The organism is Brevibacterium marinum, from assembly GCF_011927955.1.
GTDB classification, from domain to species: Bacteria; Actinomycetota; Actinomycetes; order Actinomycetales; family Brevibacteriaceae; genus Brevibacterium; species Brevibacterium marinum.
Genome location: NZ_JAATJN010000001.1, coordinates 3755138 through 3779497, shown reverse-complemented (window position 1 = coordinate 3779497; position 24360 = coordinate 3755138). Strand labels below are relative to the sequence as shown.

Annotated in this window: 24 protein-coding genes; 18 read left to right on the top strand and 6 right to left on the bottom strand. The window is 64.4% G+C overall.

Features of this window, described 5'->3' with window-relative positions; translation table 11 throughout:
* Positions 1 to 5 precede the first annotated feature (5 nt).
* The 15 genes from BKA07_RS16990 (at position 6) to BKA07_RS16920 (ending at position 16509) form a co-directional block, all read left to right on the top strand.
* Positions 6 to 1286: an MFS transporter gene (locus tag BKA07_RS16990; RefSeq protein WP_167952106.1), complete on the top strand. Its 1281-nt coding sequence runs from the start codon at positions 6 to 8 to the stop codon at positions 1284 to 1286.
* Positions 1287 to 1335: 49 nt separating this feature from the next.
* Positions 1336 to 1887 (top strand): hypoxanthine phosphoribosyltransferase, encoded by a 552-nt coding sequence (gene hpt / locus BKA07_RS16985; protein WP_167952104.1) that lies wholly within the window; start codon positions 1336 to 1338, stop codon positions 1885 to 1887.
* Between the two features lie 167 nt (positions 1888 to 2054).
* Positions 2055 to 4196: an ATP-dependent zinc metalloprotease FtsH gene (gene ftsH, locus BKA07_RS16980; RefSeq protein WP_167952102.1), complete on the top strand. Its 2142-nt coding sequence runs from the start codon at positions 2055 to 2057 to the stop codon at positions 4194 to 4196.
* A complete protein-coding gene (gene folE / locus BKA07_RS16975) occupies positions 4196 to 4819 on the top strand; it encodes a GTP cyclohydrolase I FolE (protein ID WP_167952100.1) in 624 nt (207 codons plus the stop codon). Before ftsH ends, folE begins: the two co-directional genes overlap by 1 nt.
* 9 nt (positions 4820 to 4828) lie before the next feature.
* Positions 4829 to 5737 carry a dihydropteroate synthase gene (folP, locus tag BKA07_RS16970; protein WP_167952098.1) on the top strand — a complete coding sequence of 303 codons (909 nt, stop codon included), beginning with the start codon at positions 4829 to 4831 and terminating at the stop codon, positions 5735 to 5737.
* The gene (gene folK, locus BKA07_RS16965) at positions 5734 to 6666 is read left to right on the top strand and encodes a 2-amino-4-hydroxy-6-hydroxymethyldihydropteridine diphosphokinase (RefSeq protein ID WP_167952096.1); all 933 of its coding nucleotides are present in this window, start codon (positions 5734 to 5736) and stop codon (positions 6664 to 6666) included. The genes folP and folK overlap by 4 nt, the downstream gene beginning before the upstream one ends.
* Before the next feature lie 13 nt (positions 6667 to 6679).
* A complete protein-coding gene (locus BKA07_RS16960) occupies positions 6680 to 7141 on the top strand; it encodes a DUF3180 domain-containing protein (protein ID WP_167952094.1) in 462 nt (153 codons plus the stop codon).
* On the top strand, positions 7138 to 7638 hold the full coding sequence (locus tag BKA07_RS16955; protein WP_167952092.1) for a PH domain-containing protein: 501 nt from the start codon (positions 7138 to 7140) through the stop codon (positions 7636 to 7638). Before BKA07_RS16960 ends, BKA07_RS16955 begins: the two co-directional genes overlap by 4 nt.
* A gap of 2 nt (positions 7639 to 7640) precedes the next feature.
* Complete coding sequence (locus BKA07_RS16950; protein ID WP_167952091.1) at positions 7641 to 9470, top strand: PH domain-containing protein; 1830 nt, start codon at positions 7641 to 7643, stop codon at positions 9468 to 9470.
* Positions 9467 to 10372, top strand: a complete 906-nt coding sequence (locus BKA07_RS16945; protein ID WP_167952089.1) for a Rossmann-like and DUF2520 domain-containing protein — start codon at positions 9467 to 9469, stop codon at positions 10370 to 10372. Before BKA07_RS16950 ends, BKA07_RS16945 begins: the two co-directional genes overlap by 4 nt.
* 65 nt (positions 10373 to 10437) lie before the next feature.
* Positions 10438 to 11997 (top strand): lysine--tRNA ligase, encoded by a 1560-nt coding sequence (lysS, locus tag BKA07_RS16940; RefSeq protein ID WP_167952087.1) that lies wholly within the window; start codon positions 10438 to 10440, stop codon positions 11995 to 11997.
* 4 nt (positions 11998 to 12001) lie between these two features.
* Positions 12002 to 12247, top strand: a complete 246-nt coding sequence (locus BKA07_RS16935; protein WP_167949066.1) for a hypothetical protein — start codon at positions 12002 to 12004, stop codon at positions 12245 to 12247.
* The gene (locus tag BKA07_RS16930) at positions 12213 to 12548 is read left to right on the top strand and encodes a histone-like nucleoid-structuring protein Lsr2 (RefSeq protein WP_167952085.1); all 336 of its coding nucleotides are present in this window, start codon (positions 12213 to 12215) and stop codon (positions 12546 to 12548) included. Before BKA07_RS16935 ends, BKA07_RS16930 begins: the two co-directional genes overlap by 35 nt.
* A gap of 717 nt (positions 12549 to 13265) precedes the next feature.
* The gene (locus BKA07_RS16925) at positions 13266 to 15815 is read left to right on the top strand and encodes an ATP-dependent Clp protease ATP-binding subunit (RefSeq protein ID WP_167952083.1); all 2550 of its coding nucleotides are present in this window, start codon (positions 13266 to 13268) and stop codon (positions 15813 to 15815) included.
* A 109-nt stretch (positions 15816 to 15924) separates the two neighbouring features.
* Positions 15925 to 16509, top strand: a complete 585-nt coding sequence (locus tag BKA07_RS16920; RefSeq protein WP_209044012.1) for an amino-acid N-acetyltransferase — start codon at positions 15925 to 15927, stop codon at positions 16507 to 16509.
* Here the strand turns inward: BKA07_RS16920 and BKA07_RS19975 are convergent.
* Both BKA07_RS19975 and BKA07_RS16910 read right to left on the bottom strand, forming a co-directional pair.
* Entirely contained in the window at positions 16401 to 16763 is a 363-nt protein-coding gene (locus tag BKA07_RS19975) for an alpha/beta fold hydrolase (RefSeq protein ID WP_425339357.1), read from the bottom strand. The genes BKA07_RS16920 and BKA07_RS19975 overlap by 109 nt on opposite strands.
* Positions 16764 to 16926: 163 nt before the next feature.
* Positions 16927 to 17961 carry an A/G-specific adenine glycosylase gene (locus tag BKA07_RS16910; protein WP_167952079.1) on the bottom strand — a complete coding sequence of 345 codons (1035 nt, stop codon included), beginning with the start codon at positions 17959 to 17961 and terminating at the stop codon, positions 16927 to 16929.
* Between the two features lie 138 nt (positions 17962 to 18099).
* Between BKA07_RS16910 and BKA07_RS16905 the strand changes: the two genes are divergently transcribed.
* A complete protein-coding gene (locus BKA07_RS16905; protein WP_209044011.1) occupies positions 18100 to 18771 on the top strand; it encodes a hypothetical protein in 672 nt (223 codons plus the stop codon).
* A 30-nt stretch (positions 18772 to 18801) separates the two neighbouring features.
* Here BKA07_RS16905 and BKA07_RS16900 read toward each other — a convergent pair whose 3' ends face one another.
* Complete coding sequence (locus BKA07_RS16900; RefSeq protein WP_167952077.1) at positions 18802 to 19170, bottom strand: VOC family protein; 369 nt, start codon at positions 19168 to 19170, stop codon at positions 18802 to 18804.
* A gap of 69 nt (positions 19171 to 19239) precedes the next feature.
* Complete coding sequence (gene radA / locus BKA07_RS16895; RefSeq protein ID WP_167952075.1) at positions 19240 to 20589, bottom strand: DNA repair protein RadA; 1350 nt, start codon at positions 20587 to 20589, stop codon at positions 19240 to 19242.
* A 166-nt stretch (positions 20590 to 20755) separates the two neighbouring features.
* Here radA and BKA07_RS16890 point away from each other — a divergent pair, with 166 nt between their 5' ends.
* Positions 20756 to 21529, top strand: a complete 774-nt coding sequence (locus BKA07_RS16890) for a DUF981 family protein (RefSeq protein ID WP_167952073.1) — start codon at positions 20756 to 20758, stop codon at positions 21527 to 21529.
* An 87-nt stretch (positions 21530 to 21616) separates the two neighbouring features.
* Here the strand turns inward: BKA07_RS16890 and map are convergent, their stop codons facing one another.
* Entirely contained in the window at positions 21617 to 22384 is a 768-nt protein-coding gene (gene map, locus BKA07_RS16885) for a type I methionyl aminopeptidase (RefSeq protein WP_167952071.1), read from the bottom strand.
* A gap of 150 nt (positions 22385 to 22534) precedes the next feature.
* Between map and BKA07_RS16880 the strand changes: the two genes are divergently transcribed.
* A complete protein-coding gene (locus BKA07_RS16880) occupies positions 22535 to 22726 on the top strand; it encodes a hypothetical protein (RefSeq protein WP_167952069.1) in 192 nt (63 codons plus the stop codon).
* Between the two features lie 59 nt (positions 22727 to 22785).
* Here BKA07_RS16880 and amaB read toward each other — a convergent pair whose 3' ends face one another.
* Complete coding sequence (gene amaB, locus BKA07_RS16875) at positions 22786 to 24324, bottom strand: L-piperidine-6-carboxylate dehydrogenase (protein ID WP_167952067.1); 1539 nt, start codon at positions 24322 to 24324, stop codon at positions 22786 to 22788.
* Positions 24325 to 24360: the final 36 nt, after the last annotated feature.

Below are 24360 nucleotides of genomic sequence, written 5' to 3'. Positions count from 1 at the left end.
AAGCAATGAACACTTCGCCCCAGCACAGCTATCGTACGGGCCGGGGCCTCGACCTACTCGCACTCGCAAGCATCATCCTCATCGCATGCTCACTGCGCCCGGCGGCATCTTCACTGGGCCCAGTCCTCTCCGAGGTCAATGCCGCCTTCGCCCTGGCCGAGTGGCAGACCGGCCTGCTCACCGCACTTCCCGGCCTGATCTTCGCGATCTGCGGATTCATCGCCGTCCCCTTCCTCAAGAGGCTGGGCCTCTTCCGCTCGCTGCTCTTCTCCTGCGCGCTGATCGTCGTAGGAGTCGGGACACGCGCGTTCGTCGACGGCTGGCTGCTGTTCGCCGGCCTGACGATCCTGGCGCTGGCAGGAATGTCTCTGGGCAACGTCATCCTGCCCGTTTTCGTGAAATCCCGATTCCCCGACAGGACCAGCCTCGCGGCCACAGCCTTCACGGTTTCCCTCGGACTCGGGTCCATGTTCCCGGCCTTCCTCACCGCCCCCATCGCCGCGCAGTCCGACAACTGGCGCGTCGGCCTCGGCGTCTGGGCGCTCGTTCCGACATGTGCTCTCGTGACGTGGATCGTCCTCAAGCTCGCGCGTTCCATCCCCAGCCTCGACCGGTCTGCGGAGGAAGCTCACGGAGCCCGGCCGCCTCGGAGACACATCTACGTCTCGCCCAAGGCCCGGTACATGGCCATGTTCTTCGGCCTGCAGTCGGTCAACGCCTATGTGCAGTTCGGTTGGGTGCCGCAGATCTACCGTGATGCCGGAATCGACCCGGTGCTGGCCGGAGTCATGCTCACCATCGTCACCTTCGGCGGCATCCCCGGCGGCTTCCTCGCCCCGCAGATCATCATGCGCGGCATCCTCCCGCGCTTCTTCCTCGTGACCTTCGCCGTCAGCGCCGTCCTCGGCTACCTCGGGCTGCTCCTCGTCCCCACCACGATGCCCGCACTGTGGGCGATCTTCCTGGCCTACGGCGGCTTCGCCTTCCCCGCCGCGCTCGCCCTCATCACAGGACGCACGACAGACGTCTCGATCACCGCACGCACCTCCGCATTCGTCCAGTCCAGCGGATATGTGCTGGCGGCGATCGGTCCCCTGGCCGTCGGCGGCCTCCTCGGGCTGAGCGGGGGATGGTCGGTGCCGCTGTGGTTCATGGTCGCCGTGTCCGTGCTCATGGGCGTGACCGGGTACCTCGCTGGTTCGCCGGGTACGGTCGACGAGGAACTCGCCTCACCGGAGGACCGCAATGCTCCTGCGGGCCGTCTCGGTGGCACGGCGGACCGGTAGTGGATCATAATGGAAGCACACCCATCCCAAGCGAGGAGAAACGACACCAGTGGACATCGACGATCTCGGCAATGACATCGAAAAGGTACTCGTCTCGGAAGAACAGATAGCCGCACGACTCGTTGAACTGGCCACCGCCATCGATGAAGACTACAAGGGCAAGGACATTCTGCTCGTCGGCGTCCTCAAGGGTGCTGTCATGGTGATGGCGGACCTGGCGCGGGCGATCCACTCGCCGGTCACCATGGACTGGATGGCTGTCTCCTCCTACGGTTCGGGCACCAAATCATCCGGCGTCGTGCGCATCCTCAAGGACCTCGACACTGACCTCTCCGACCGTCACGTGCTCATCGTCGAGGACATCATCGACTCGGGGCTGACGTTGTCATGGCTGGTGCAGAACCTGCGCTCGCGCGGAGCGGCCACGGTTGAGATCTGCACGATGCTGCGCAAACCCGAAGCGGTCAAGGTCGACATCGACGTCAAATACATCGGCTTCGACGTCCCGAACGAATTCGTCATCGGCTACGGCCTCGACTATGCGGAGAAGTACCGCAATGTTCCGTTCGTCGCCACCCTGGCTCAGCACGTCTACAGCTGAGAACCGCGCACGAGCGTTCCACGCATCCGCGCAGGGCCTGTCCCGTCCGGGAATACATCCGGGCGCATTCGGGCTATGTCGGTGCGAGGTATTAGGCTGTTGGGGATGTTCCCAGGCAGCCTCGGTAGCCTGAACCGGTTGCCCACATCTTTTTCCTGAGAGGACTTATGGCCGAGTCGAATAAGCGTCGCCCACTGCTCAACAAGGCGACGAAAGGCCCCTTGATCTGGATCGTGCTGGCGCTCCTCGTAGTGTCGGTCGGTGCTCTGCTGTTCAGCCAATCCGGATTCACCCAGATCGACACCCAGCAAGGTCTCAAACTGCTCAATGATGACAAGGTCGAACAGGCGAAGATCGTCGACAAGGATCAGCGCGTCGATCTGACCTTGAAGGACGATCTGACGATCGAGGGCGAGGACTTCGGCAAGAAGGTCCAGTTCTTCTACGTTCAGCAGCGCGGGGACGAAATCATCAAGGCCGTGGACTCGGCCGAACCCAGCAAGGGATTCACCGACGAGGTGCCCAAGCAGAGCTGGCTGATGTCTCTGCTGGGCACGTTGATTCCCTTCATCATCATCTTCGTCGTCTTCTGGTTCCTCATCTCGCAGATGTCGGGCGGGAAGATGATGAACTTCGGCAAGTCGAAGGCGAAGCTGGTCAACAAGGAGAACCCCGACGTCATGTTCACAGACGTCGCGGGCGTCGACGAGGCGCTCGAAGAGCTCGAGGAGATCAAGGAGTTCCTGGCCGAACCCGAGAAATTCAAGGCAGTGGGCGCCAAGATCCCCAAGGGCGTCCTCCTCTACGGTCAGCCCGGTACGGGCAAGACCCTGCTGGCGAAGGCCGTGGCCGGTGAGGCCGGCGTTCCCTTCTACTCGATCTCCGGCTCGGACTTCGTCGAGATGTACGTCGGCGTGGGTGCCTCCCGTGTCCGTGACCTGTTCGAGCAGGCCAAGACGAACGCCCCCTGCATCATCTTCATCGACGAGATCGACGCCGTCGGTCGCCAGCGCGGCGCCGGCATGGGCGGTGGCCACGATGAGCGCGAGCAGACGCTCAATCAGCTGCTCGTCGAGATGGACGGCTTCGACATCAAGACCAACGTCATCCTCATCGCTGCGACCAACCGGCCCGATGTCCTCGACCCTGCGCTCCTGCGCCCCGGACGCTTCGATCGGCAGATCCCCATCGAAGCCCCCGACATGAGGGGCCGTCAGCACATCCTCGAGGTCCACGCCGAGGGCAAGCCCCTGGCCGCGGACGTCGACCTGGGCCAGATCGCCAAGCGCACGCCGGGATTCTCCGGCGCCGACCTCGCGAACGTGCTCAACGAAGCGGCCCTGCTGACCGCCCGGGAGAGCTCGGACGTCATCGACAACCGCATCCTCGATGAGGCGATCGACCGTGTCATCGCAGGCCCACAGAAGCGGACCCGCCTGATGAAGGACAAGGAACGCCTCATCACCGCCTACCACGAGGGCGGACACGCACTGGTGGCCGCGGCGATGAACCAAACCGACCCGGTCACGAAGGTCACCATCCTGCCTCGCGGCCGCGCCCTGGGCTACACCATGGTCCTGCCCAGTGAGGACAAGTACTCCACGACCCGCAATGAACTGCTCGACCAGTTGGCCTACGCCATGGGTGGGCGAGTGGCCGAGGAGGTCGTCTTCCACGACCCCACCACGGGTGCCAGCAGCGACATCGACAAGGCGACGAGCATCGCCCGGAAGATGGTCACCCAATACGGCATGAGCGAGAAGCTGGGCATGGTCAAGATCGGCGACGACCAGGGGGAACCCTTCGCCGGACGTGGGTACGGTGGGGGAGACGAATACGGTGACTCGACCCTGTCCTCGATCGACCACGAGGTCCGCGAGCTCATCGATGCCGCCCACGCCGACGCCTACTGGGCGCTGACGCACAACCGCGACGTCCTCGACGACCTCGCCTACCAGCTGCTCGAGCATGAGACCCTCGACCAGGCCGCGCTGGCGGCGATCTTCGGTCCCATCGTCAAACGCCCCATCCGGGAAGTGTGGTTGGCCAACGACGAACGCCCCGTCTCCGAACGCGGTCCGATCGATCCGCCCGCTCCACTCAGCGAAGACCGCAACGCCCAGAGGAACGGTGACTCGCAGGTCGGCACGACCGATGCCCCCGGCGCGGGACCGACAGGCACCGACGGTCCCCAAGTTCCCGAGAATCCCACGGGACCGATCAACCCCGACGGTCCGACCGGGCCACACAACCCCGACGGTCCGACCGGAACGCAGAATCCCGACGGCGGCAGGGAGAGCGGCTACTGATGTCTGAGCTCGAAGAGGTGACGGAGGTTCTCGGCGAGGCTCCGGCCGGCACCGCCAACAAGGTCGATCAGCCCCGGATCGCCGCGGCGATCCGGGAGATCCTCATCGCCGTCGGCGAGGACCCCGACCGGGAGGGGCTGGTGGAGACCCCTGCTCGGGTCGCCCGCGCCTACGAGGAGGTCTTCTCGGGTCTCCATCGCGACCCGGCCGACGTGTTGGGGATGACCTTCGACATCAGCCACGAGGAGATGGTCCTCGTCCGCGACATCGACCTGTACTCGATGTGCGAACACCATCTGGTTCCCTTCCACGGGGTCGCCCACATCGGCTACATTCCGAGTAAGAACGGGAAGGTCACCGGTCTGTCCAAGCTGGCCCGCCTCGTCGAGGTCTATGCTCGTCGTCCCCAGGTCCAAGAGCGGCTGACGACCCAGATCGCCGATGCCCTCGTCGAACACCTCGAACCCCAGGGTGCGATCGTCGTCGTCGAGGCCGAGCACCTGTGCATGACCATGCGCGGAGTCCGCAAGCCGGGAGCCTCGACCATCACCTCGGCAGTGCGCGGACAACTGCGCGAATCGGCATCCCGTGCCGAAGCCATGAGTCTGATCCTGCGGAGGTAGCCGCCCGTCATGCCCACACAGGAACGCACGAAGATCATGGGCGTACTCAACGTCACGCCCGACTCCTTCTCCGACGGCGGCCGCTACTTCGATCACGAGGCAGCCATCGCCCATGGCCTCCGACTCGTGAATTCGGGCGCCGAGATCATCGACGTCGGCGGCGAGTCCACGCGTCCCGGCTCTGTGCGCGTCGATGAGGACGAGGAGCTGCGCCGAGTCATCCCGGTGATCCGGGAACTGGCGGCGGCAGGAGCCGTGATCAGCGTCGACACCATGCGCGCCAAGGTCGCCGAGGCGTCTCTGGGCGTCGGCGCACACATCATCAACGATGTCTCCGCCGGACTCTCCGATCCGACGATGCTGACCGTCGCCGCCGAGACTCAGGCCCCCGTCGTGCTCATGCACTGGCGCGGCTACCTCGACCGCGTATCGGCATCATTCCACTACGACGATGTCGTCGCCGAGGTGATCTCCGAGCTGAAGACGAGGATCGACGAGGCGATCGCCGTCGGCGTCGAGCATGGGAACATCATCCTCGATCCGGGCCTGGGCTTTTCGAAGAACGCCGAACACAATTGGCAGATCCTGGCCGCCCTCGACGATTTCGCGGAGCTGGACCACCGGCTCCTCGTGGCTGCGAGCAGGAAGCGCTTCATCTCCACACTGCTCTCGCCCGAGGACCCGATGCTCACTCCTGAGGCCGCGAAGGATCAGGCTACGGCCGCGATCACCGCGCTGTCGGCCAAGGCCGGTGCCTGGGCGGTGCGCGTTCACGAACCGACAACCTCGGCGATCGCGGCCAAGGTCGTCGACGCCGTGGCCGCACATGGCCGGCCCGCCGGGGCACCTGTCCGGCCCGCCGGGGCAGCCGTCCGGCCTGCCGAGGCCCCCGTGCCGCCGGCCGAGGGGGAGGCATGAGCAGCCGCCCGGATCGGATCGACCTGCGCGGACTGAGAGTGCGCGGCAACCACGGGGTCTTCGACTTCGAGAAGCGCGAGGGCCAGGATTTCGTCATCGACGTCACCCTGGCCACCTCTCTGGCTCGGGCTGCGGACTCGGACGACATCGCCGACACCGTCCACTACGGCGAACTGGCCGAAGACGTCGCTCGCATCGTTGAGGACAACACCTTCGACCTCATCGAAACCCTCGCCGGACGGATCGCCGAGCACTGTCTGAGCCTGGCCGGGCACGTCGAGGTCGTCGTCCACAAACCCGGTGCCCCGATCGAACGCAGCTTCAACGACGTCAGCGTCACCGTCGTCCGTTCCCGCGGCGCCGACGGCACTCTCGCCAGTCCCGGAACCGACGAACCCGAGCCCGTCGAGACCGGGGCCTACCTCAGTCTCGGGGCCAACCTCGGCGATGCCGGCGACACTCTTGAGCAGGCCGTCGAGGCTGTCGACCGGCACCCCAGAATCGCGGTCCTGAAACGATCCTCGTTCTACCGCACCTCGCCCTGGGGCGGAGTCGAACAGAACGACTTCCTCAACCTCGGCCTCATCGTGAGCACCAGTCTGCCGGCTCGGGAGCTGCTCGCGGTCGTGCAGGGAATCGAGGTCGCCTGCGGCCGGACACGGGAACTTCGCTGGGGTCCGCGCACACTCGACATCGACCTGATCCGCTTCGGCACCAACGACAGCGAGCTCGTCCTCGACACCGCCGTGCTGACACTGCCCCATCCGCACGCGCACGAACGCGCCTTCGTGCTCGCACCCTGGGCAGAGCTCGAAGACGACGTCGAAATCGACACCCCCACGGGTCGACGTCCGATCACCGCGATCCTCGCCGAACTGGACGATCAGGAAATCACACGGATACCGGCATCATCCGGGCCCGAGGTTTGAGAGACTTGGAGCTATGCAGCGAACATCGTCGGGCACTCTCGTCATCTGGGCCGTCATCGGCGCAGTGCTGGCACCCGTCGTCGATGTCGTCCTCGAGAGCCAGGGCTTCTCACTACCGGGCCTGCCCTGGTTCGCGATCATCGGGATGCTCGTGCTCGCGGCCATCCTGCTCGTATTGGGGTGGCCGATCAAGAAATGGAACGACGGCGACCGCACCAAGGAGATCGATCCGCTCCAGGCCGCTCGCGTAGCCGTCATGGCCAAGGCCAGCGCTCTGACCGGGGCGGGTCTGGCCGGCTGGTACATGGGCAACGCCGCCTACTATTTCCTGTCCGCACCGGGCATCCGCAATGACTTGGCGGCAGGGATGCTTCTCGCTATGATCGCAGCCGCAGCTCTGATGGTCGTCGGAATGATCGTTGAGGGATTCTGCGAACTGCCCCCTCAGGACCCACCAGGAGCCGAAGCAGCATGACTCGCGAATTCAACTACCTGACCGGAATCGATGCCGACTTCAACAGGGTCAGCACCAAGTACGGTCTCAAGGAGACGTTGGCCTCTCTGACGGTCCTCGTCCCGATGATCGTCGTGGCCCTCGTCTTCGCCATCATCTACACCGCCGAGGTGCCGTGGCTGCACGCGATCTGGGCCGTCCTCGTGGCGTTCACGGTTCTCCTCATCGTCATCACCCTGCGTCAGGCCAAGGCCATCGGATATGCGGAAAGGGCCGACGACCTGCTCATCCGGCGCGGAATCATGTTCCACAAGGCGACGGTGGTTCCCTACGGACGCCTGCAGTTCGTCGACGTCGACGCCGGCCCCATCGACCGCATGTTCGGCCTGGCGTCCGTCAAACTCCACACAGCCTCCGCCTCCACCGACGCCACCATTCCAGGGCTGCCCCGCGCCGAGGCCGACCGGCTGCGCGACAGCCTGGCCGGTCTGGGTCAGGCCAACCTGGCGGGCCTGTGAGCATGGCCGCGGAGCACCCGGGCCAGCAGCCGTCCGGGACCACGAACAGTGAGGTCGCCGCCCCCGAAGTGTGGCACCGGGTCCACCCCCTGACCCCGATCCTCGAGAGCCTGGGCGTCCTCGTGGGCATCTTCATCGCGGTTGCCTACGGTCTGCAGAACTTCGCCCAGACCGCGATCGAAGACCTGGCCAGAGGCGACGGCGTCGACCTCGGATTCGCCGGCTGGCTGCGTGCACACCCGCTCGTCATCCTCGGCGGTGTCGGTGGGATCGTGCTCATCCTCCTGCTCACGGCCCTCTTCAGCTGGCTGGCCTGGAGGGTGATGGGCTACAGGATCGATTCCGAGGCCATCTACTACCGGCGCGGACTGCTGTCGAAGAAGCAGCGCAAGGCCCGGCTCGACCGCGTCCAGTCGATCGACCTGCAGCAGAAGCTGCTGCCCCGGCTGCTGGGCATGGCGGAGCTCGTCTTCGACGTCGCCGGCGGCACCGACTCCAACGTCTCGCTGAAATACCTGTCGAAGAAACGAGCGGAGGAGCTGCGCGACGGACTCCTTTCGACCGTCCGGTCGAAGAAGCGAGGTGCCCGAGTCGGGGAACAGTCACCAGAGGCTCGAGGATCCGCCGAGGCGGCACCAGGGACGGATTCCGACCTGGGAGCCACGTCGGACGACCCTCTCGATGTCGGCATGCCCGAGGGTCCCGGCACAGAGCCTGGCCTCGGCACGGAGTCGGGCCCCGGCTCACGGGCCGCCATCGATCGCAGCGTGCCCGAACGCCGCGACGACAGCATCGGCGTCCGCCTGGGCAAGCGCCTCGGGTCGCTGGCCGAAGGCGCTTCGCTCGAAGCCGAGTCCAGCCTCAATGAGCTCATGGCTCCGTACAGAGTCTCCGCCAAGGTCAGCGAGGCCGGCGAGATCATCCGAGTACCCGTGCACCGAGTCGTGGTCTCCTCCCTGCTGAAGACGGAGACGATCATCTCGATCCTCGTCGTCCTCGGTGTCGCGGCGCTGGCCATCGTGCTCCTGGCGCTGGGCCAGACGGAAGCATTCATCCCCATGCTCGTCGCTGTCATCCCCGGACTCTTCGCCACATTCTCCGTCTTCCGGAAGAACCTCGACAATGCGAACTTCGTGGTCAGGTTGGGTGAGAACGGACTGGCCGTCAACCACGGGCTCGTCTCCACCTCCCGCAAGGTGATCCCACTCGACCGGCTGCAGGCCGTGTGCCTGCATCAGCCGCTGCTGTGGCGGAGGGCCGGCTGGTGGAAGGTCGAATACAACATCGCCAGTGCCGGAGGGGCGGGCGAAACGAACGTCCTCCTCCCCGTCGGCGACATCGACCAGGCGCTGCTCATGGTCGGCCTGGCGCTGCCGGATCCGCAGCTGTCGGAGGACGTCAGCGCAGGAACCTTGGTGCGATCGGCCATGTACGACCGCAGGTCGAAGGACCCGCAGGCCGAAATGGCGGAAGAGCTCTTCCACGGACAGCCTCGCTCCTCCCGACTCATCGATCCGTTGGTGTGGAAGCGGCGAGCCTATGCCGTGACCGGATCTCTCCTCGTGCTGCGATTGGGTGTCCTGGACCGTCGCGTCGACTTCGTGCCCCATGTGCGAGTGCAGTCGATGAGCTATCACCAGGGTCCGCTCATGCGTTCGCTCGGTCTGGGTACGGTGGCCGTGCACTCCACGGCGGGCCCCGTCGACCCCCGGGTCACACATCAGGGTGTCGACGACGCGAAACAGTTCTTCAGCGCACACTCCGAACGCACGCGGCTCGCGCGGCAGCACTACGACGAGGAAGCCCGCAGGGCCAAGGAAGGCAGACCATGAGCCGCCCAGGCGCAAATCAGGACGAGGCCCCTCGCCTGGGAATCGGAATCATCGGCTGTGGGAAGGTCGGGGCGACCATCGGGGCCGCCTGGCGCGAAGCAGGCCATGCAATCATCGGGGTCAGCGCCTCCTCGGCGGCGAGCCGCGAACGCGCCGAAGACATGCTCCCCGGGGTGCCGGTCCTGCCCCCTGACCAGATCGCAGACCGTGCCGAACTCCTGCTCCTGACCGTTCCCGACGACGAGATCGATTCCCTGGTCAACGGCCTGGCCAAGGTCTCGCGCATCCACGCTGGTCAGATCCTCGTCCACTGCTCCGGCCGGTACGGCACGGACGTCTTCGAAGCCGGGACCAGCCTCGGCGCGCTGCCGATCGCGCTGCACCCCTCACTGTCGTTCACCGGCACGGCCGTCGACCTTCCACGTCTGCGGCAGGCGACGATCGCCGTCACAGCACCGGCACCGATCCGTCCGGTGGGCCAGGCTCTCGTCGTCGAGATGGGCGCCGAACCGGTCGACGTCGCCGAGGCGGACCGTCCGCTCTATCATGCCGCCATCACCCATGCGTCGAATCATTCCATCACGATCATCGCCGAAGCCATGGAGATGCTCGCTGAGGCGGGTGTCGACGATCCTTCGCGCGTGCTCACAACCCTCGTCGATGCGAGCGTGACGAACACGCTGCAGAACGGGCAGAAGGCGCTGACCGGGCCGATCAGCCGGGGGGATGTGGGCACTGTCTCGGCACACCTCGCGGCGCTGAGCGAATTCAGTCTCAGCGTGTCCAGTCCAGCGGCACGCAACAGCTACATCGCTTTGGCCAGATCCACCACAGCCAAGGCTCTGGGCCTGGGTCGGATCACGGCCGAGCAGGCGCAGGAGATCCTCTTCCGCCTGGAGTGATCGGCAGCCCGAGCTGCGCGAGGGCGAATTCCCCCTGGGGCCGGGCTCACGGTAGCCTTGAGGGTATGGCAGATACCGAGTCGAACACGCCCGAGAACGCAGACCTTTCACCCGAACATCTCGATCCGGAGCAGATCCGGATCCGCAAGGAAAAGCGTCAGCGGCTCTTGGACTCCGACACCGAGGCCTATCCGGTCGCGATTCCGCGCACGCATACCCTCGCCGAAGTGCACGCCGCGCATGACGGGCTGGAAGCCGGTGACGAGACCGACGACATCGTCGGCGTCGTCGGACGGGTCGTGTTCGTCCGGACCACAGGCAAACTCTGCTTCGTGACCCTGCAGTCAGGCGACGGCACCCGCCTTCAGGGCATGCTGTCCCTGCGCGAAGTGGGGGAGGAGCGACTCGGCGACTTCAAGACGGATGTCGATCTGGGTGACTTCCTCTTCGTCCACGGCAAGGTGATCAAGTCCAAGCGCGGCGAGCTCTCCGTCCTCGCCGATTCCTGGTCGATGGCCAGCAAGGCGCTGCGCCCGCTGCCCGGCCTGCACACGGAGCTGGCCGAGGACACTCGCGTCCGTCAGCGTTACCTCGACCTCATCACCCGTGAGGAAGCCCGCAGGACCATGTTGACCCGGGCCGAGGTCATGTCATCCCTGCGCCGGACGTTCGCGGGGCAGGAGTTCGTCGAGATCGAGACTCCGATGCTCCAAGTCATGCACGGCGGCGCCGCGGCCCGCCCGTTCAAGACCCACATGAACGCCTACGACATCGACATGTACCTGCGCATCGCTCCGGAGCTGTTCCTCAAGCGCGCGATCGTCGGCGGGATCGAGAACGTCTTCGAAATCAACCGCAACTTCCGGAATGAGGGAGCCGACTCCACCCACTCTCCGGAATTCGCGATGCTCGAGGCCTACCAGTCCTACGGCGACTACCACTCGATCGCCGAGCTGACCAAGGCACTGGTCCAGAACGCGGCACAGGACGCCACAGGGTCCCTCGTGGTGAAGCTGGAGGACGGCACGGACTACGATTTCGGCGGCGACTGGCCCGTCGTGAGCATGTATGAGACTCTGTCGGAGGAATCCGGGGTCGACGTCACGCCGGAGACCGGACTCGACGTCCTCGACGCGATCGCGACCGATCACCAGGTCGACATGGGCGGAGTGTTCCGCTCGCACGGAAAGTACGTGGAAGAACTGTGGGAGCACTTCTACCAGGACAAGCTGTGGGCGCCGACCTTCGTCACCGACTTCCCCGTCGACACCTCGCCCCTGGTTCGTGAGCATCGGACGAAGAAGGGCGTGGTGGAGAAATGGGATCTCTACGTCCGCGGGTTCGAACTGGCCACGGGTTATTCCGAGCTCGTCGACCCGGTCGTCCAGCGCGACCGGTTCGAGGCGCAGGCGGCCGACGCCGCCGAGGGCGATGAAGAGGCGATGGGTCTCGATGAAGAGTTCCTCACCGCAATGGAGCACGGAATGCCGCCGACCGGCGGCATGGGAATGGGGCTCGATCGCCTGCTCATGGCATTGACCGGCCTGGGAATTCGAGAAACCATTCTCTTCCCATTCACGAAGCCGATTGCTGCCGGTAATTCGGAAATGGCTCAGGAAGGATGAGCGGATGTTGGATCTGATCAAGGCTCTTTTGCCGTCAATCTGCGTCGGTTTGCTGTTCTGGTACGTGATGAGAAACATCTTGCGGGCGGACCGGACGGAACGCGAGCAGATCGATAAATTCTATTCGGAGCACGAGGTTAGCGAATTAGGCGATAATCATGAATCAGATGTTAAGCTGACAGCGGCAAATACCTCTGATTATGAAAAGAGTGAACATGGCAAGGGAGATGCGACTCGTTCTCACGGATGATTTCGACGGTTCGGAAGCGTCGGAAACCGTTCGCTTCAGCCTCGACCAAGGTACCTATGAACTCGAGCTGTCGACAGAGAATGCCGAGAAGCTCCGTGAAACGTTCGCCCCGTTCATCGCCAAGGCTCGTCGCGTAGCCAACCCGGGCGGTCGCGGGCGTCGTGCGGGCTCCGGCTCGGCCGGTCCCAAGCGCGATACGGCAAAGATCCGCGAATGGGCACAGGCGAACGGTTATCAGCTGGGCGATCGTGGACGCATTCCGCTCGAGATCGTGCAGGCATACGAAGCAGCGGAGAGCTGATTCGACTGGAATCAGTCGCTGCCGAGAATTGAAGCGATAAAGCGAAACGAGGCAGTTGCGCCGAATTCACAATTGCTTCCCGAGGGGTCAACGGTTCATCCGTTGGCCCCTTCGAGTGTCTGCTTCAGGTTCTCGTTCGTCGGCATTTCGTGTTCGCTCGGTGATATGGGCGAACCTCGAATACCGGCATTGATCTCAAACAGGGGGCGTTGTGTCGCCTGGCAAATCGAGGTTGAGAATCTACTGAATGAGCGGTGACGGTAATCTGTGAAACTCCGCGAAAATGCGCTGCGGCGCAAACTGCGCCGTGCCGGAAATTGCGCTGCGGCGCGAACCTGCGCCGCGCCGGAAACTGCGCAGCGGCGCGAATCTGCGCAGATTCGCGCCCCGAATCCGCGCTTCGGCGTGAAATGGGTGCGCCTCGAATCTGCGCTTCGGCGTGAACCGGGACCGCGCGATCCGGCGAGTCGCACAAGCGGAGACCAGCGAAAACCGATACCCAGGTATACGAAAAAAGGGGCGGGCCATCGTCGGCAGCCGCCGTGCGCGCGACGAGCGACCGCTTGATCACGACACCGCGTTCGACGAGTGATCGCGACGCGGCGAACAGCGAATTTCGCCCACAGCCAAACGGTTTCGGCTGATGGCGAAACGTGCAATAGATCGGCGGCGATGGTCGTTAGGCTCTAGTGAATACGAAGACCGAGGAGGGTGAATATGTTCGAGCGGTTCACTGACCGAGCACGCCGAGTGGTAGTGCTTGCCCAGGAAGAAGCCAAACTTCTCAAACATAACTACATCGGAACCGAGCACATTCTGCTTGGCCTGATCCACGAGGGTGAAGGCCTGGCAGCCAAAGCACTCGAGGGAATGGACATCTCCCTCGAACAGGTGCGCGACCAAGTCCAAGAGATCATCGGACAGGGACAGCAGGCACCGAGCGGGCACATCCCGTTCACTCCGCGTGCCAAGAAGGTCCTTGAGCTCAGCCTCCGCGAAGCGCTGCAGCTGGGCCACAGCTACATCGGAACCGAGCACATCCTGCTCGGCCTGATCCGTGAGGGCGAAGGCGTCGCCGCTCAGGTGCTCGTCAAACTGGGTGCCGATCTGGGACGCGTCCGACAGGAAGTCATCAAGCTGCTGTCGGGCTACCAGGGCAAGGAGCCGGTCTCCGCAGGGGGACGCGAAGAGGGCACCCCATCCGGTTCGCTGGTCCTCGACCAGTTCGGAACCAACCTGACGGCCGCAGCACGCGAAGGCGATCTCGATCCTGTCATCGGCCGACACGAGCAGATGCAGCGAGTCATGCAGATTCTGTCGCGGCGGACAAAGAACAACCCTGTCCTCATCGGCGAACCCGGTGTCGGCAAGACCGCGGTGGTCGAGGGCCTGGCCCAGGCCATCGTCAACGGGGACGTCCCGGAGATCCTCGAAGGCAAGCAGCTCTACACCCTGGACCTCGGGTCCCTGGTGGCGGGCTCACGCTACCGCGGTGACTTCGAGGAGCGCCTGAAGAAGGTCCTCAAGGAGATCCGCACTCGCGGCGACATCATCCTGTTCATCGACGAGATCCACACACTGGTGGGTGCGGGTGCCGCCGAGGGCGCCATCGATGCGGCATCGATCCTCAAACCCATGCTGGCCCGAGGTGAGCTGCAGACCATCGGTGCGACGACTCTCGACGAGTACCGCAAGCACATCGAGAAGGATGCCGCGCTCGAGCGCCGGTTCCAGCCGATCCAGGTTCCCGAACCGTCCCTGGCGCATTCGATCGAGATCCTCAAGGGGCTGCGCGACAAGTACGAAGCGCACCACAAGATCACGATCACCGAAGGCGCCCTCGCGGCGGCCGTGAACATGTCGGATCGCTACGTCAACGACCGGTACCTGCCGGACAAGGCGATCGACCTCATCGACGAAGCGGGGGCCAAACTGCGCATCTCGCGTCTGTCGGTGCCGCAGGAGATCCGCGACCTGGAGGAGAAGATCCTCGAGGCTCGCCACCGCAAGGAAGCCGCTATCGACGCTCAGGACTTCGAGCTGGCGGCCTCCGAACGTGACTCCGAGATGAAGCTGCAGCAGGACAAGGACGAACAGACCGAAGCCTGGCGCAACAGCAGCAAGGACACGTCTGCCGTTGTTGACGGGGATCTGATCGCCGAGGTGCTGGCGGCTGCCACCGGCATTCCGATCTTCAAGCTCACCGAGGAGGAGTCCTCGCGTCTGCTGCGGATGGAAGATGAGCTGCATAAGCGCATCATCGGGCAGAACGACGCGGTCAAGTCGATCTCCCGTGCGATCCGAAGGACCCGCGCGGGACTCAAGGATCCGAAGCGCCCCTCCGGTTCGTTCATCTTCGCCGGCCCCACGGGCGTCGGCAAGACCGAGCTGGCGAAGGCCCTGTCCGAGTTCCTGTTCGGCGACGAAGAGTCGCTCATCAGTTTGGACATGTCGGAGTACTCGGAGAAGCACACGGTGTCGCGTCTGTTCGGTTCGCCTCCGGGCTACGTGGGCTACGAAGAGGGCGGTCAGCTGACGGAGAAGGTCCGTCGCAAACCGTTCTCGGTGGTGCTCTTCGACGAGGTGGAGAAGGCCCACTCGGACATCTTCAACTCGCTGCTGCAGATTCTCGAGGACGGTCGTCTGACCGACTCGCAGGGTCGTGAGGTGGACTTCAAGAACACCATCATCATCATGACCACCAACCTGGGTACGCGAGACATCTCGAGTGGCCTGCAGCTGGGCTTCCAGGTCGAGGGAAGCAAGAACAACAACTACGAGCGCATGAAGCAGAAGGTCAACGAGGAGCTCAAGCAGCACTTCCGTCCGGAGTTCCTCAACCGTGTCGATGACACGATCGTCTTCCCGCAGCTGGACAAGGAAGAGATCCTGCAGATCGTCGACCAGTTCCTCAGTCGTCTGGACACGCGTCTGGCCGATCAGGGTATGAAGGTCGAGGTCAGCGACGCTGCGAAGAGCCTCCTGGCCGACCGCGGCTACGACCCGGTCCTGGGTGCTCGCCCGCTGCGTCGGACGATCCAGCTCGAGATCGAAGACCATCTGTCCGAGAAGATCCTGTTCAAGGAGATCGGCAACGGTCAGACGATCAAGGTCGACGTCCGGGGAGAGGGCAAGGAAGCGGAATTCACGTTCGACGGCCTCGACACTGAAGGCGTTGCCTCGGGTCGCTCGGACAAGTCCGATTCCGGTGGCGAACTCGCCGGTGCCGGTTCGGCCGGCGGGGGGTCGGGAAGCTCCACTTCCTGATCTCCACCTGGAGCGCTGAAGGAACCCGGGAACACAGCCCAGGCTGTGTTCCCGGGTTTTCTCATGCCCGCCGCCGCTGGTGTCGTCGCCGATGGTGTTGAATGAAGACATGAGCTCAGCCCCTGTCGACTTCGACCACCATCAGGTCTCATCCGACCACCATCTCAACCACTCCCTCCCCAGCGGCCTCTACCTGCGTCGAGCACGGACGAGCGACGTCAAGGCGATCGAGGAATTGGTCGCGCCGTTGGCCGAAGAGCGCATCCTGCTGGCCAAGGACACGGTCACGTACTTCGAAACTCTGCAGGAGTTCTGGCTGGTCGTCGACCCTCAGCCGGACGGCTCCGAGACCCTGGCGGGATGCGGGGCCCTGCACGTCATCTGGACCGATCTGGCAGAGGCCCGCACGGTCGCCACATCGCCGGACTACCGAGGACGTGGAGTGGGCAAGGCCCTCATCCGTCAGCTCCTGGCCGACGCCGCGGCCATCGGTGTCGACCGTGTCTTCTGCCTGACGTTCGAGACCGGGTTCTTCGGTTCGCTGGGATTCGAGCCGATCAAGGGCATTCCCGTCTCCCCGGAGGTCTACGTCGAGCTTCTGCACTCTGCGGACGAAGGCGTGGCCGAGTTCCTGGACCTGGCTCGCGTCAAACCCAATACCCTGGGCAACGCCCGCATGATCAAGTTCCTCTGACGATCACTGCTCAGGGACTCTTCTCTGCTGCCCCTCATCAGTCTGATCATTCGGGCCCAAGCGGGCAGAGGTATCCCGGTGATGGCACCTGGAGGGTCGATGGCTGTCACCGCTGCCAGACGATCGGGGGCGCGAAGAACCTGGTTGAGCGCCGCCCACGCCCCGTATGAGTACCCGAGGAGGTGAAGCGAGTCCAGACCCAAGCCCTCGAGGACCTCATCGAGCCATTGCGAGACCGGGTCTCCGCTGGCCATCGGGGTCAGCTGGGTGCTGCGCCCGGCCTCCCAGATCGTGTCGATGGCGATGACGGGGCGGTGATCTGAATCGTCCCACGCCATCGCGGTGAGCAGGAGACGAAGCGGCCTGAGCGTCATTGCGTCGACCTTCCATGCTCGAAGTGAACCTGTCCCGGGCCGGTCACCCGGGAAGGCGCAGGGCATCGTCGTCGCGAGCCGCGAGACCATCGGAGATCAGACCGTCGATGAGACGGCCGACCCGATCCGGATCCGCACTGAGGTCCCTGACCCGGTCCAGCTTCGTCGACGTATGCGCTGGCAGAGCGTCGAGCAGCTCGGGATCCACCTCGGCGGTGGATGCCGTGAGGAGGTCGAGTGAAACGGAGCCGGCATTGTCGCCGTTGGACTGCTCGTGCGCGGACTTGAGGACGTCCATGATCGCCCCGCGCAGTTGGCGGTCCGTGCCGGCCCATTTCTGGGTCTTCGGCTTGACCGCCGAGGGGGGCTGCCCAGCTCGCTGCCAGGCGCAGATGTCGCTGAGTGGGCAGGATTCGCAGTCGGGGCTTTTGGCCGTGCACACGAGCGCACCGAATTCCATGACTCCCGCGTTCCACTTGTCGTGGTCGGCCTCGGGGACGAACTGACCGGCCCATCGGGTCTCCGCCCGGCCCGGAGAGGCCGAGGGGCGATCGCGGCCGGCGAAGAGCCGGATGAGGACGCGCCGCACATTCGTATCGAGCACGGTCGTCCGCTCACCGTGAGCGAAGGACGCCACCGCCGCCGCCGTGTAGGAGCCGATGCCGGGCAGACGCTCGAGCTCGGCCGCCGTCCCCGGCACCCGACCGTCGAGTTCGTCCGCGATCACCCGTGCCGCCTCCTGCAGACGCAGCGCCCGCCGCGGGTAGCCGAGGCGATCCCATCGGTGGAGCACCTCGGCGGTGGGAGCATCGGCCAGATCTTCGGGAGTCGGCCACGTCTGAATCCACTCCCGCCAGCGGGGCTCGACCCGGGAGACCGGTGTCTGCTGTGACATGATCTCGCTGACGAGAACGGCCCACGCGCTGGTGCCCGGCTCTCGCCACGGGAGGGGACGGGCAGCGGATTCGAACCAGGTGATGATGGTCTCCCGAACACGGTGGATGTCAGCGGTGCTGACCGCGGGGAACCGGGGATCGGGGCGTGAAGATCTCGATTCGGACGAGGCTCGGTGTGTCATTTGGATGCTCAAACGCTTCGGCTTAGGCTCAAAGCGATGACTCCTTCCAATCGTGGTTCGCAGCCGAAGAACGGTGCCGGGCGGCCCCGCCAGTCTAACGGGAAGCAGCCGGCACACGTGTATCGGCGGCGCCGTTACATGTTGTTGGCAGCCAGCCTCGTCGTGATCGGTCTGATGGTGCTCGGAGTCGTCGGAATCGTCAGAGGATTGGGCATCGGCGGTGAGGAGGAACCAGTCGCCGAGGACACCCCGAGCGCCAGTCCCACGTCGCAGGCACCGGTGCCGAATGAGAAGGCCGCGAGCGGGAAATGTCCCGTGGACAAGGTCGGGCTCAAGGCGAAAGTCGACAAGAAGAGCGTCAAAGAGGATGCGAAGCCCAAATTCGAAATGGTCATCGAGAACAAGCACACCGCGACCTGTCTGATCGAAGTCGGCACCGAGAAGCAGGAGTTCCTGGTCGAGAAGAACGGTGATGTGGTGTGGTCGTCGAAGTTCTGTGCCGCCGATGACGACGAGAACGCCGAGGTGTCAACCGAGTTCGCGCCCGAGTCGAAGAAGACAGCTCAGTTCGAATGGAACCGAGTCCGGGTCGACAAGAACTGCAACCGGACGAACAAGGACTTCGAGCCGGGGAAGTACGAACTCATCGTCAAGCTCGGTGACAAGAAGAGCAAGCCCGCGAAGTTCGAACTCGAAAAGGACGCAGACGCGAAGAAAGAGGACGAGAAGTCGCAGGAGCCGGACGAGAAGAAGTCGGACGAGGCTGACTCCGATGAGAAGACCGAGGGCTCGGACTCATCTGACGACTAGGCCCTCCGCATCCGGCAGGCGGATCAGCGGTCAGGCACCGCGATAGGAACCCACGCCCCAGGAATTGCCGTCATGGTCGCGGAAGTCGAACTCGCGACCGCCATGGGGCTGAGTCGCGACCGGCCGGACGATCGCATGTCCCATGTCGGTGATCTCCTCGTAGAGTCGGTCGACCTCCCGTTCGGTGTCGACGACGACGTAGATGGAGCCGCCTCCGACGCTGTCGAGGGCCGAGCCGTCATTGCGGACGGAACCGAACATGATTCCGCCCGTCTCTCCCAGAGCGTATTCGGCATGGACGATCACGTCGGGGTCGCCCTCGTCCCTGACGGTGAGGCGCTCAGTGAACCCGAGCGCGACCAGCAGAGCCGTGGTAGCGGCCGCGTCTGTGGTTCTCATTGCCGGGAAAACTGTCGTGGTCATACTCCCAGGATGCGCCATTTTCGTGCAGATGTCCCGGAATTTCCATCAATTGCCTCCCAAAAGGAGCCCGACGGCTTCGGAGACGTGTTCGCATTCCCTGACGCGCATTCCCTGCGGAGTGGAGACGTTTCGCAGTGCGCCGTGAGCGACGATCGCATGCGTGATGCCGAGGCGGGAGGCCTCATTGAGCCTTTGACCCAGGTTGGGTACGTTGCGGATCTCACCGGAGAGGCTGATCTCGCCGATCGCGACGAACTTGGCGGCCAACGGCTTCCCGATCGCGGCCGAGGCCAGCGAGAGGCAGATCGCGAGGTCGCTGGCCGGCTCCGTCAACTTCGCGCCGCCGACGGTGGCGGTGAAGACATCGGACTTGGCCAGGCTGATGTGACCGATCTTCTGACTGAGCACCGCGAGCATCATGGCCACACGGGATGAGTCCACACCGGAGACGGACCTGCGGGACTGGCCACCCGCGGACTCGGTGATCAGGGATTGGACTTCGACGAGAAGCGGACGTTTGCCCTCCTGCGTCACCGTCAGGCAGGTCCCCGGGGGATTGCTGCCGCTGCGAGAGAGGAAGAGCCCAGACGGATCTTCGAGGCTCTTGATGCCGTTCTCCTCCATGTCGAAGCAGCCGACGTCGTCTGTCGGCCCGAACCGGTTCTTCACGGCTCGCAGCATGCGCAGGCGTGAATGACGTTCGCCCTCGAAGTTGCACACGACGTCGACGAGGTGCTCGAGCAGTCGCGGACCCGCGATGGTGCCGTCCTTCGTGATGTGGCCGACGAGCACGGTCGGCAGCGACCTGGCCTTCGCTTCACGGATGAGCGCCGCGGCCACCTCTCTGACCTGGGTGACGCCGCCGGGGACACCGTCGATCTCGGAGGAGGCGAGTGTCTGGATGGAGTCGACGACGAGCATCTCAGGGGCTTCTGCTTCGATCATTCCCAGGACCGCACCGAGGTCGGTCTCTGCCGCCAGCAGCAGGGTGTCCTCGAGGGCATTGATGCGCTCGGCCCGCAATCGCACCTGACCGGCCGATTCCTCACCCGTGATGTAGAGGACCTTGGTGCCGAACTTGGCGATGCGCGAGGCGACATCGAGCAGCAGGGTCGATTTGCCGACACCCGGTTCGCCCGAGAGGAGGACGACGGCTCCGGGCACGATTCCGCCGCCGAGGACGCGGTCGAATTCGCTGACGTAGGTGGTCTTCGCCTGGGCCTGTGTGGAGTCGATCTGATTGATGGACTTCGCGCCGCTGGACTTCTTGACCTTCGTTTTGACCGAGGTCTTCCCGCCGCCCTTCTCCTCGAGGGTGCCCCAGGCTTGGCATTCGGGGCAGCGACCCAGCCACTTGACGGTCGAATAGCCGCATTCGGTGCAGGTGAAAGACATACGACAATTCTGGCACGCGGTGCTGACATGGAACCGGAGCCGGTGTGAGGGAAGAGACATCCGTTCAGCCTCCTCCAAAGGAATTCCACCGAAAATCACAGCGTTCTACCACGTGAGAAACGAATAGCGGCAAGCGGGGCACGAGTGCCTCGAGAAGGAGGTCTCCATGGGTTCGGCTCTGACCGGTGAACAGTCCCCGGGAATGATCGATTGGGCGGCGATGCCCACCTACAACACCATCATGTCGGTGGCAGTCGGCGCAGGGCTGCTCGCAGTCGTGCTGTTGTTCATGGATCTGCGCAAGGCAAGCGGAGTCGACGAGGCCTCCGAACGACGACGTCAGTTGAGTACGGACGGCTGGGCCATCGCCTTCGGAGTGCTCGGACTGCTCCTGACTGCGACGGGCCTGCACATGACACTGACGTGGCCACTGGCAGCCGGAGGGTTCGCCTTCGACAACATCATCTTCGGTGAGACGAGCCTGGCCTTCGGCGTCCTCATGCTCGGTGCCGCCGTGTACCTGTGGAAGCGCGGCGCGGAAATCAAAGCAGATCCAACTCCGCTGAAACTGGCGGCTCGCACCGTGCGTCCGCTGTCGATCTTCATCGCCGCCTTGGGCCTGGCACTGTTCGCGATCGCGATTGCCGGCGTCACCTACCAGCTGTTCGCCGCCCCGCCGCAGGAACCGATCTCCGGGGCATTTGCTGACTACCCGATGATCGAAGCGACCTTCATGTCGGTGCTCTTCGCGCTTGTCGGGGTCGGAGCCCTCGTGTTCCCATTCGCGGCGAACTCGGTGCTGCGGACGCCTGCGGCCGCCAAATCCGGGGGAGCAGTCAAGACCGTCGGCATCATGTTCACTGTCACCGGTGTCGTCTTCGTGCTCTTCGGTGCGATGAACTACTTCACTCACATCGGGCTCGTGGTCAACACCATGTGACGAAATGAAGCGAGGGTCATAGAGGTAACAGCAAGAGGCTCCCGACGGTCGAAACCGTCGGGAGCCTCTTCCATGTGTCGGCCGGCCTCAGTCGAGGGTGGTCAGCACTCGGGGCCCGTCCTCGGTGATGGCGATCGTGTTCTCCGAATGCGCACCGTTCGATCCATCGGCAAGACGCAGGGTCCAGCCGTCCTCGTCGACGGAGAGCTTCTTCGAGGTGAACGACCACCAGGGCTCGATCGCCAGGGTCAGACCGGGCTTGAGGACCAGGCCGCGTCCGCCCTTGCCTCGATTGGCCACGTGCGGTTCCTCGTGCATCGTGTGGCCGAGCCCGTGTCCGCCGAAATCGAGGTTGACCGGAATCCGCTGTTCATCGGCGACGTCGCCGATCGCCTTCGAGATGTCGCCGAGGCGGTTGCCGGCCTGGGCAGCCGAAATTCCGGCCTCCAGCCCTGACCAGGTGGAGTCGATGAGGCGCTGGTCGTCTTCGCTGCCGTCACCGACGACGACGGAACGCGCGGCATCGGCGACCCAGCCGTCGATGGACACCGCGAAGTCCAAGGTCAGCAGGTCCCCGTCCTTCATCACGTAGTCGTGGGGCTTGCCGTGGAGGACTCCGTCGTTGACCGAGAGGCAGATGACGTTCCTGAAGGGCCCTTCCCCGAATGAGGGTGCGTAGTCCCAATAGCAGGATTTCGCACCGGCATCCTCGATGAGCTTCCTGGCTCGCTTCTCCAGGTGCATGATGTTCATGCCCGGCTCCGCGATCGAAGACAATTCGGCCAATGTCTTCGCGACGAATCGGCCGGTGACCGCCATCTTGTCGATCTCGGCGGGTGTCTTCAGCTCAATCACGGGTGTTCTCCTTCGGTCTTCACGGGCTCAACCGCAACTTTAGTCGTTCCGGCACCTCCAGTCGCGGTCGTGCTGCGATTCCGTGATCAAGCCGACAGTTGCGGGACAATTTCATTGCAGGGAAGCTTGCTGACAGGTAGGTTCCGAAGTATGCGGAACATCATCATGGCATTCGTCCTGGGAACGGCTTTCGCGAACTCGTTGCTCTTGGGTGCGGAGTCCGTCAACGACGGCGGCGTGAGCTGGGTCTTTCTACTGATCGTCTGCCCGCTCGCCGCGCTGGTAGGACTCGTGTCCCTGCTTCTCGAGCACAGAAAGCAGCGGGCGCCGGCCGTAAGTTGAGGCCCGACTTCTCAGGAACCTGATCAGACTCGGTGATCACGCCATCTGTCAAGAGACCCTCAGAGGAATTCCACCCCCTGAGCCAGCGGCAGTTCGCCCGAGTAGTTGACGGTGTTCGTGGCCTGCCGCATATAGGCCTTCCACGAGTCGGTCCCGGACTCGCGGCCGCCCCCGGTCTCCTTCTCACCGCCGAAGGCCCCGCCGATCTCCGCACCCGAGGTGCCGATGTTGACGTTGGCGATGCCGCAGTCCGAACGCGACAGGAACTTCTCGGACTCTGCCAGCTCGGAGGTGAAGATCGCCGATGACAGGCCCTGCGGCACACCGTTGTGGATCTCGAGCGCCTCATCGACGTCGGAGTAGGTGACGACGTAGAGGATCGGGGCGAAGGTCTCGGACTCCATCACCGCCGTCTGCGCGGGCATCCGCACGACCGCGGGCTCCACATAGTGTGCCTCGGGGCGTTCGGCGTCGAGGACGCGGCCTCCGCCGGTCAGCACAGTCCCGCCTTCCGACTCGGCCTGTTTGAGCGCCGCCTGCATCGCCTCGTACGCGGCCTCGTTGATGAGCGGTCCGACCAGCACACCGTCCTCGGTGGGGGAGCCGATGCTCAAGGTCTTGTAGGCGGCGACGATCTTGTCCACGAAATCGTCGGCGATGGATTCGTGGACGATGAGCCGACGCAGAGTGGTGCACCGCTGCCCGGCAGTGCCCGCAGCCGCGAAGACGACGCCGCGCAGAGCCAGACCGATGTCCGCGCTCGGTGCCACGATTGCACCGTTGTTGCCGCCGAGCTCGAGGAGGACCCGGCCGAAGCGTTCGGCCACGACCGGCCCCACCTCACGTCCCATACGCACCGAACCGGTCGCCGAGACCAGGGCCACACGCTCATCGCGGACCATGGCATCGCCGATGTCGCGACCACCGACGAGGACAGGGACAAGACCAACCGGCGCCCCCACCTCGGCGGCGGCACGGGCCAGGAGGGACTGAGCGCCAAGAGCTGCGAGCACCGCGTTCTCCGAGGGCTTCCACACCACTGCATCGCCGGCGACCAAAGCCAGCGCCGTATTCCAGGAATACACGGCGACGGGGAAGTTGAAGGCAGAGATGACGCCGACGACTCCGAGGGGGTGCCAGGTCTCCATCAGTCTGTGACCGGGGCGTTCGCTGGGCATGGTCTTTCCCCACAGCTGCCGGGACTGGCCGAGGGCGTACTCGCAGATGTCGATCATCTCCTGGACCTCACCGGCGGCCTCTGACGGTGTCTTGCCCGCCTCGACCGTGATGATCTTCGCGAGGTCCTCCTTGTGCTCACCCAGCAGCCGGCCCCAGCGCTGCACCAGCTGTCCGCGCGTAGGAGCGGGGACGTCGCGCCAGGTGCCGAACGCCTCGGCGGCCGCGGCGATCTTGTCGGAAGCGGACTCCTTGGTGTCCGCGGCCAGGGTGCCCAGGCTCTGGCCGGTGATGGGAGAGCGGGCAGGCAGGCTGGTCGGGGCGCCGGTGCCGCCGTTGAGCACGGAGGCCTCCACCCCGCAGGCTTTCAGTCCGGAGGTGAGGAGGTCGGTGATGGCCTGGTCGGTGGGCAGTGCGGTCATTGCTGTCCTTTCGCTGGTGTTGCAGTTGATGGGCTG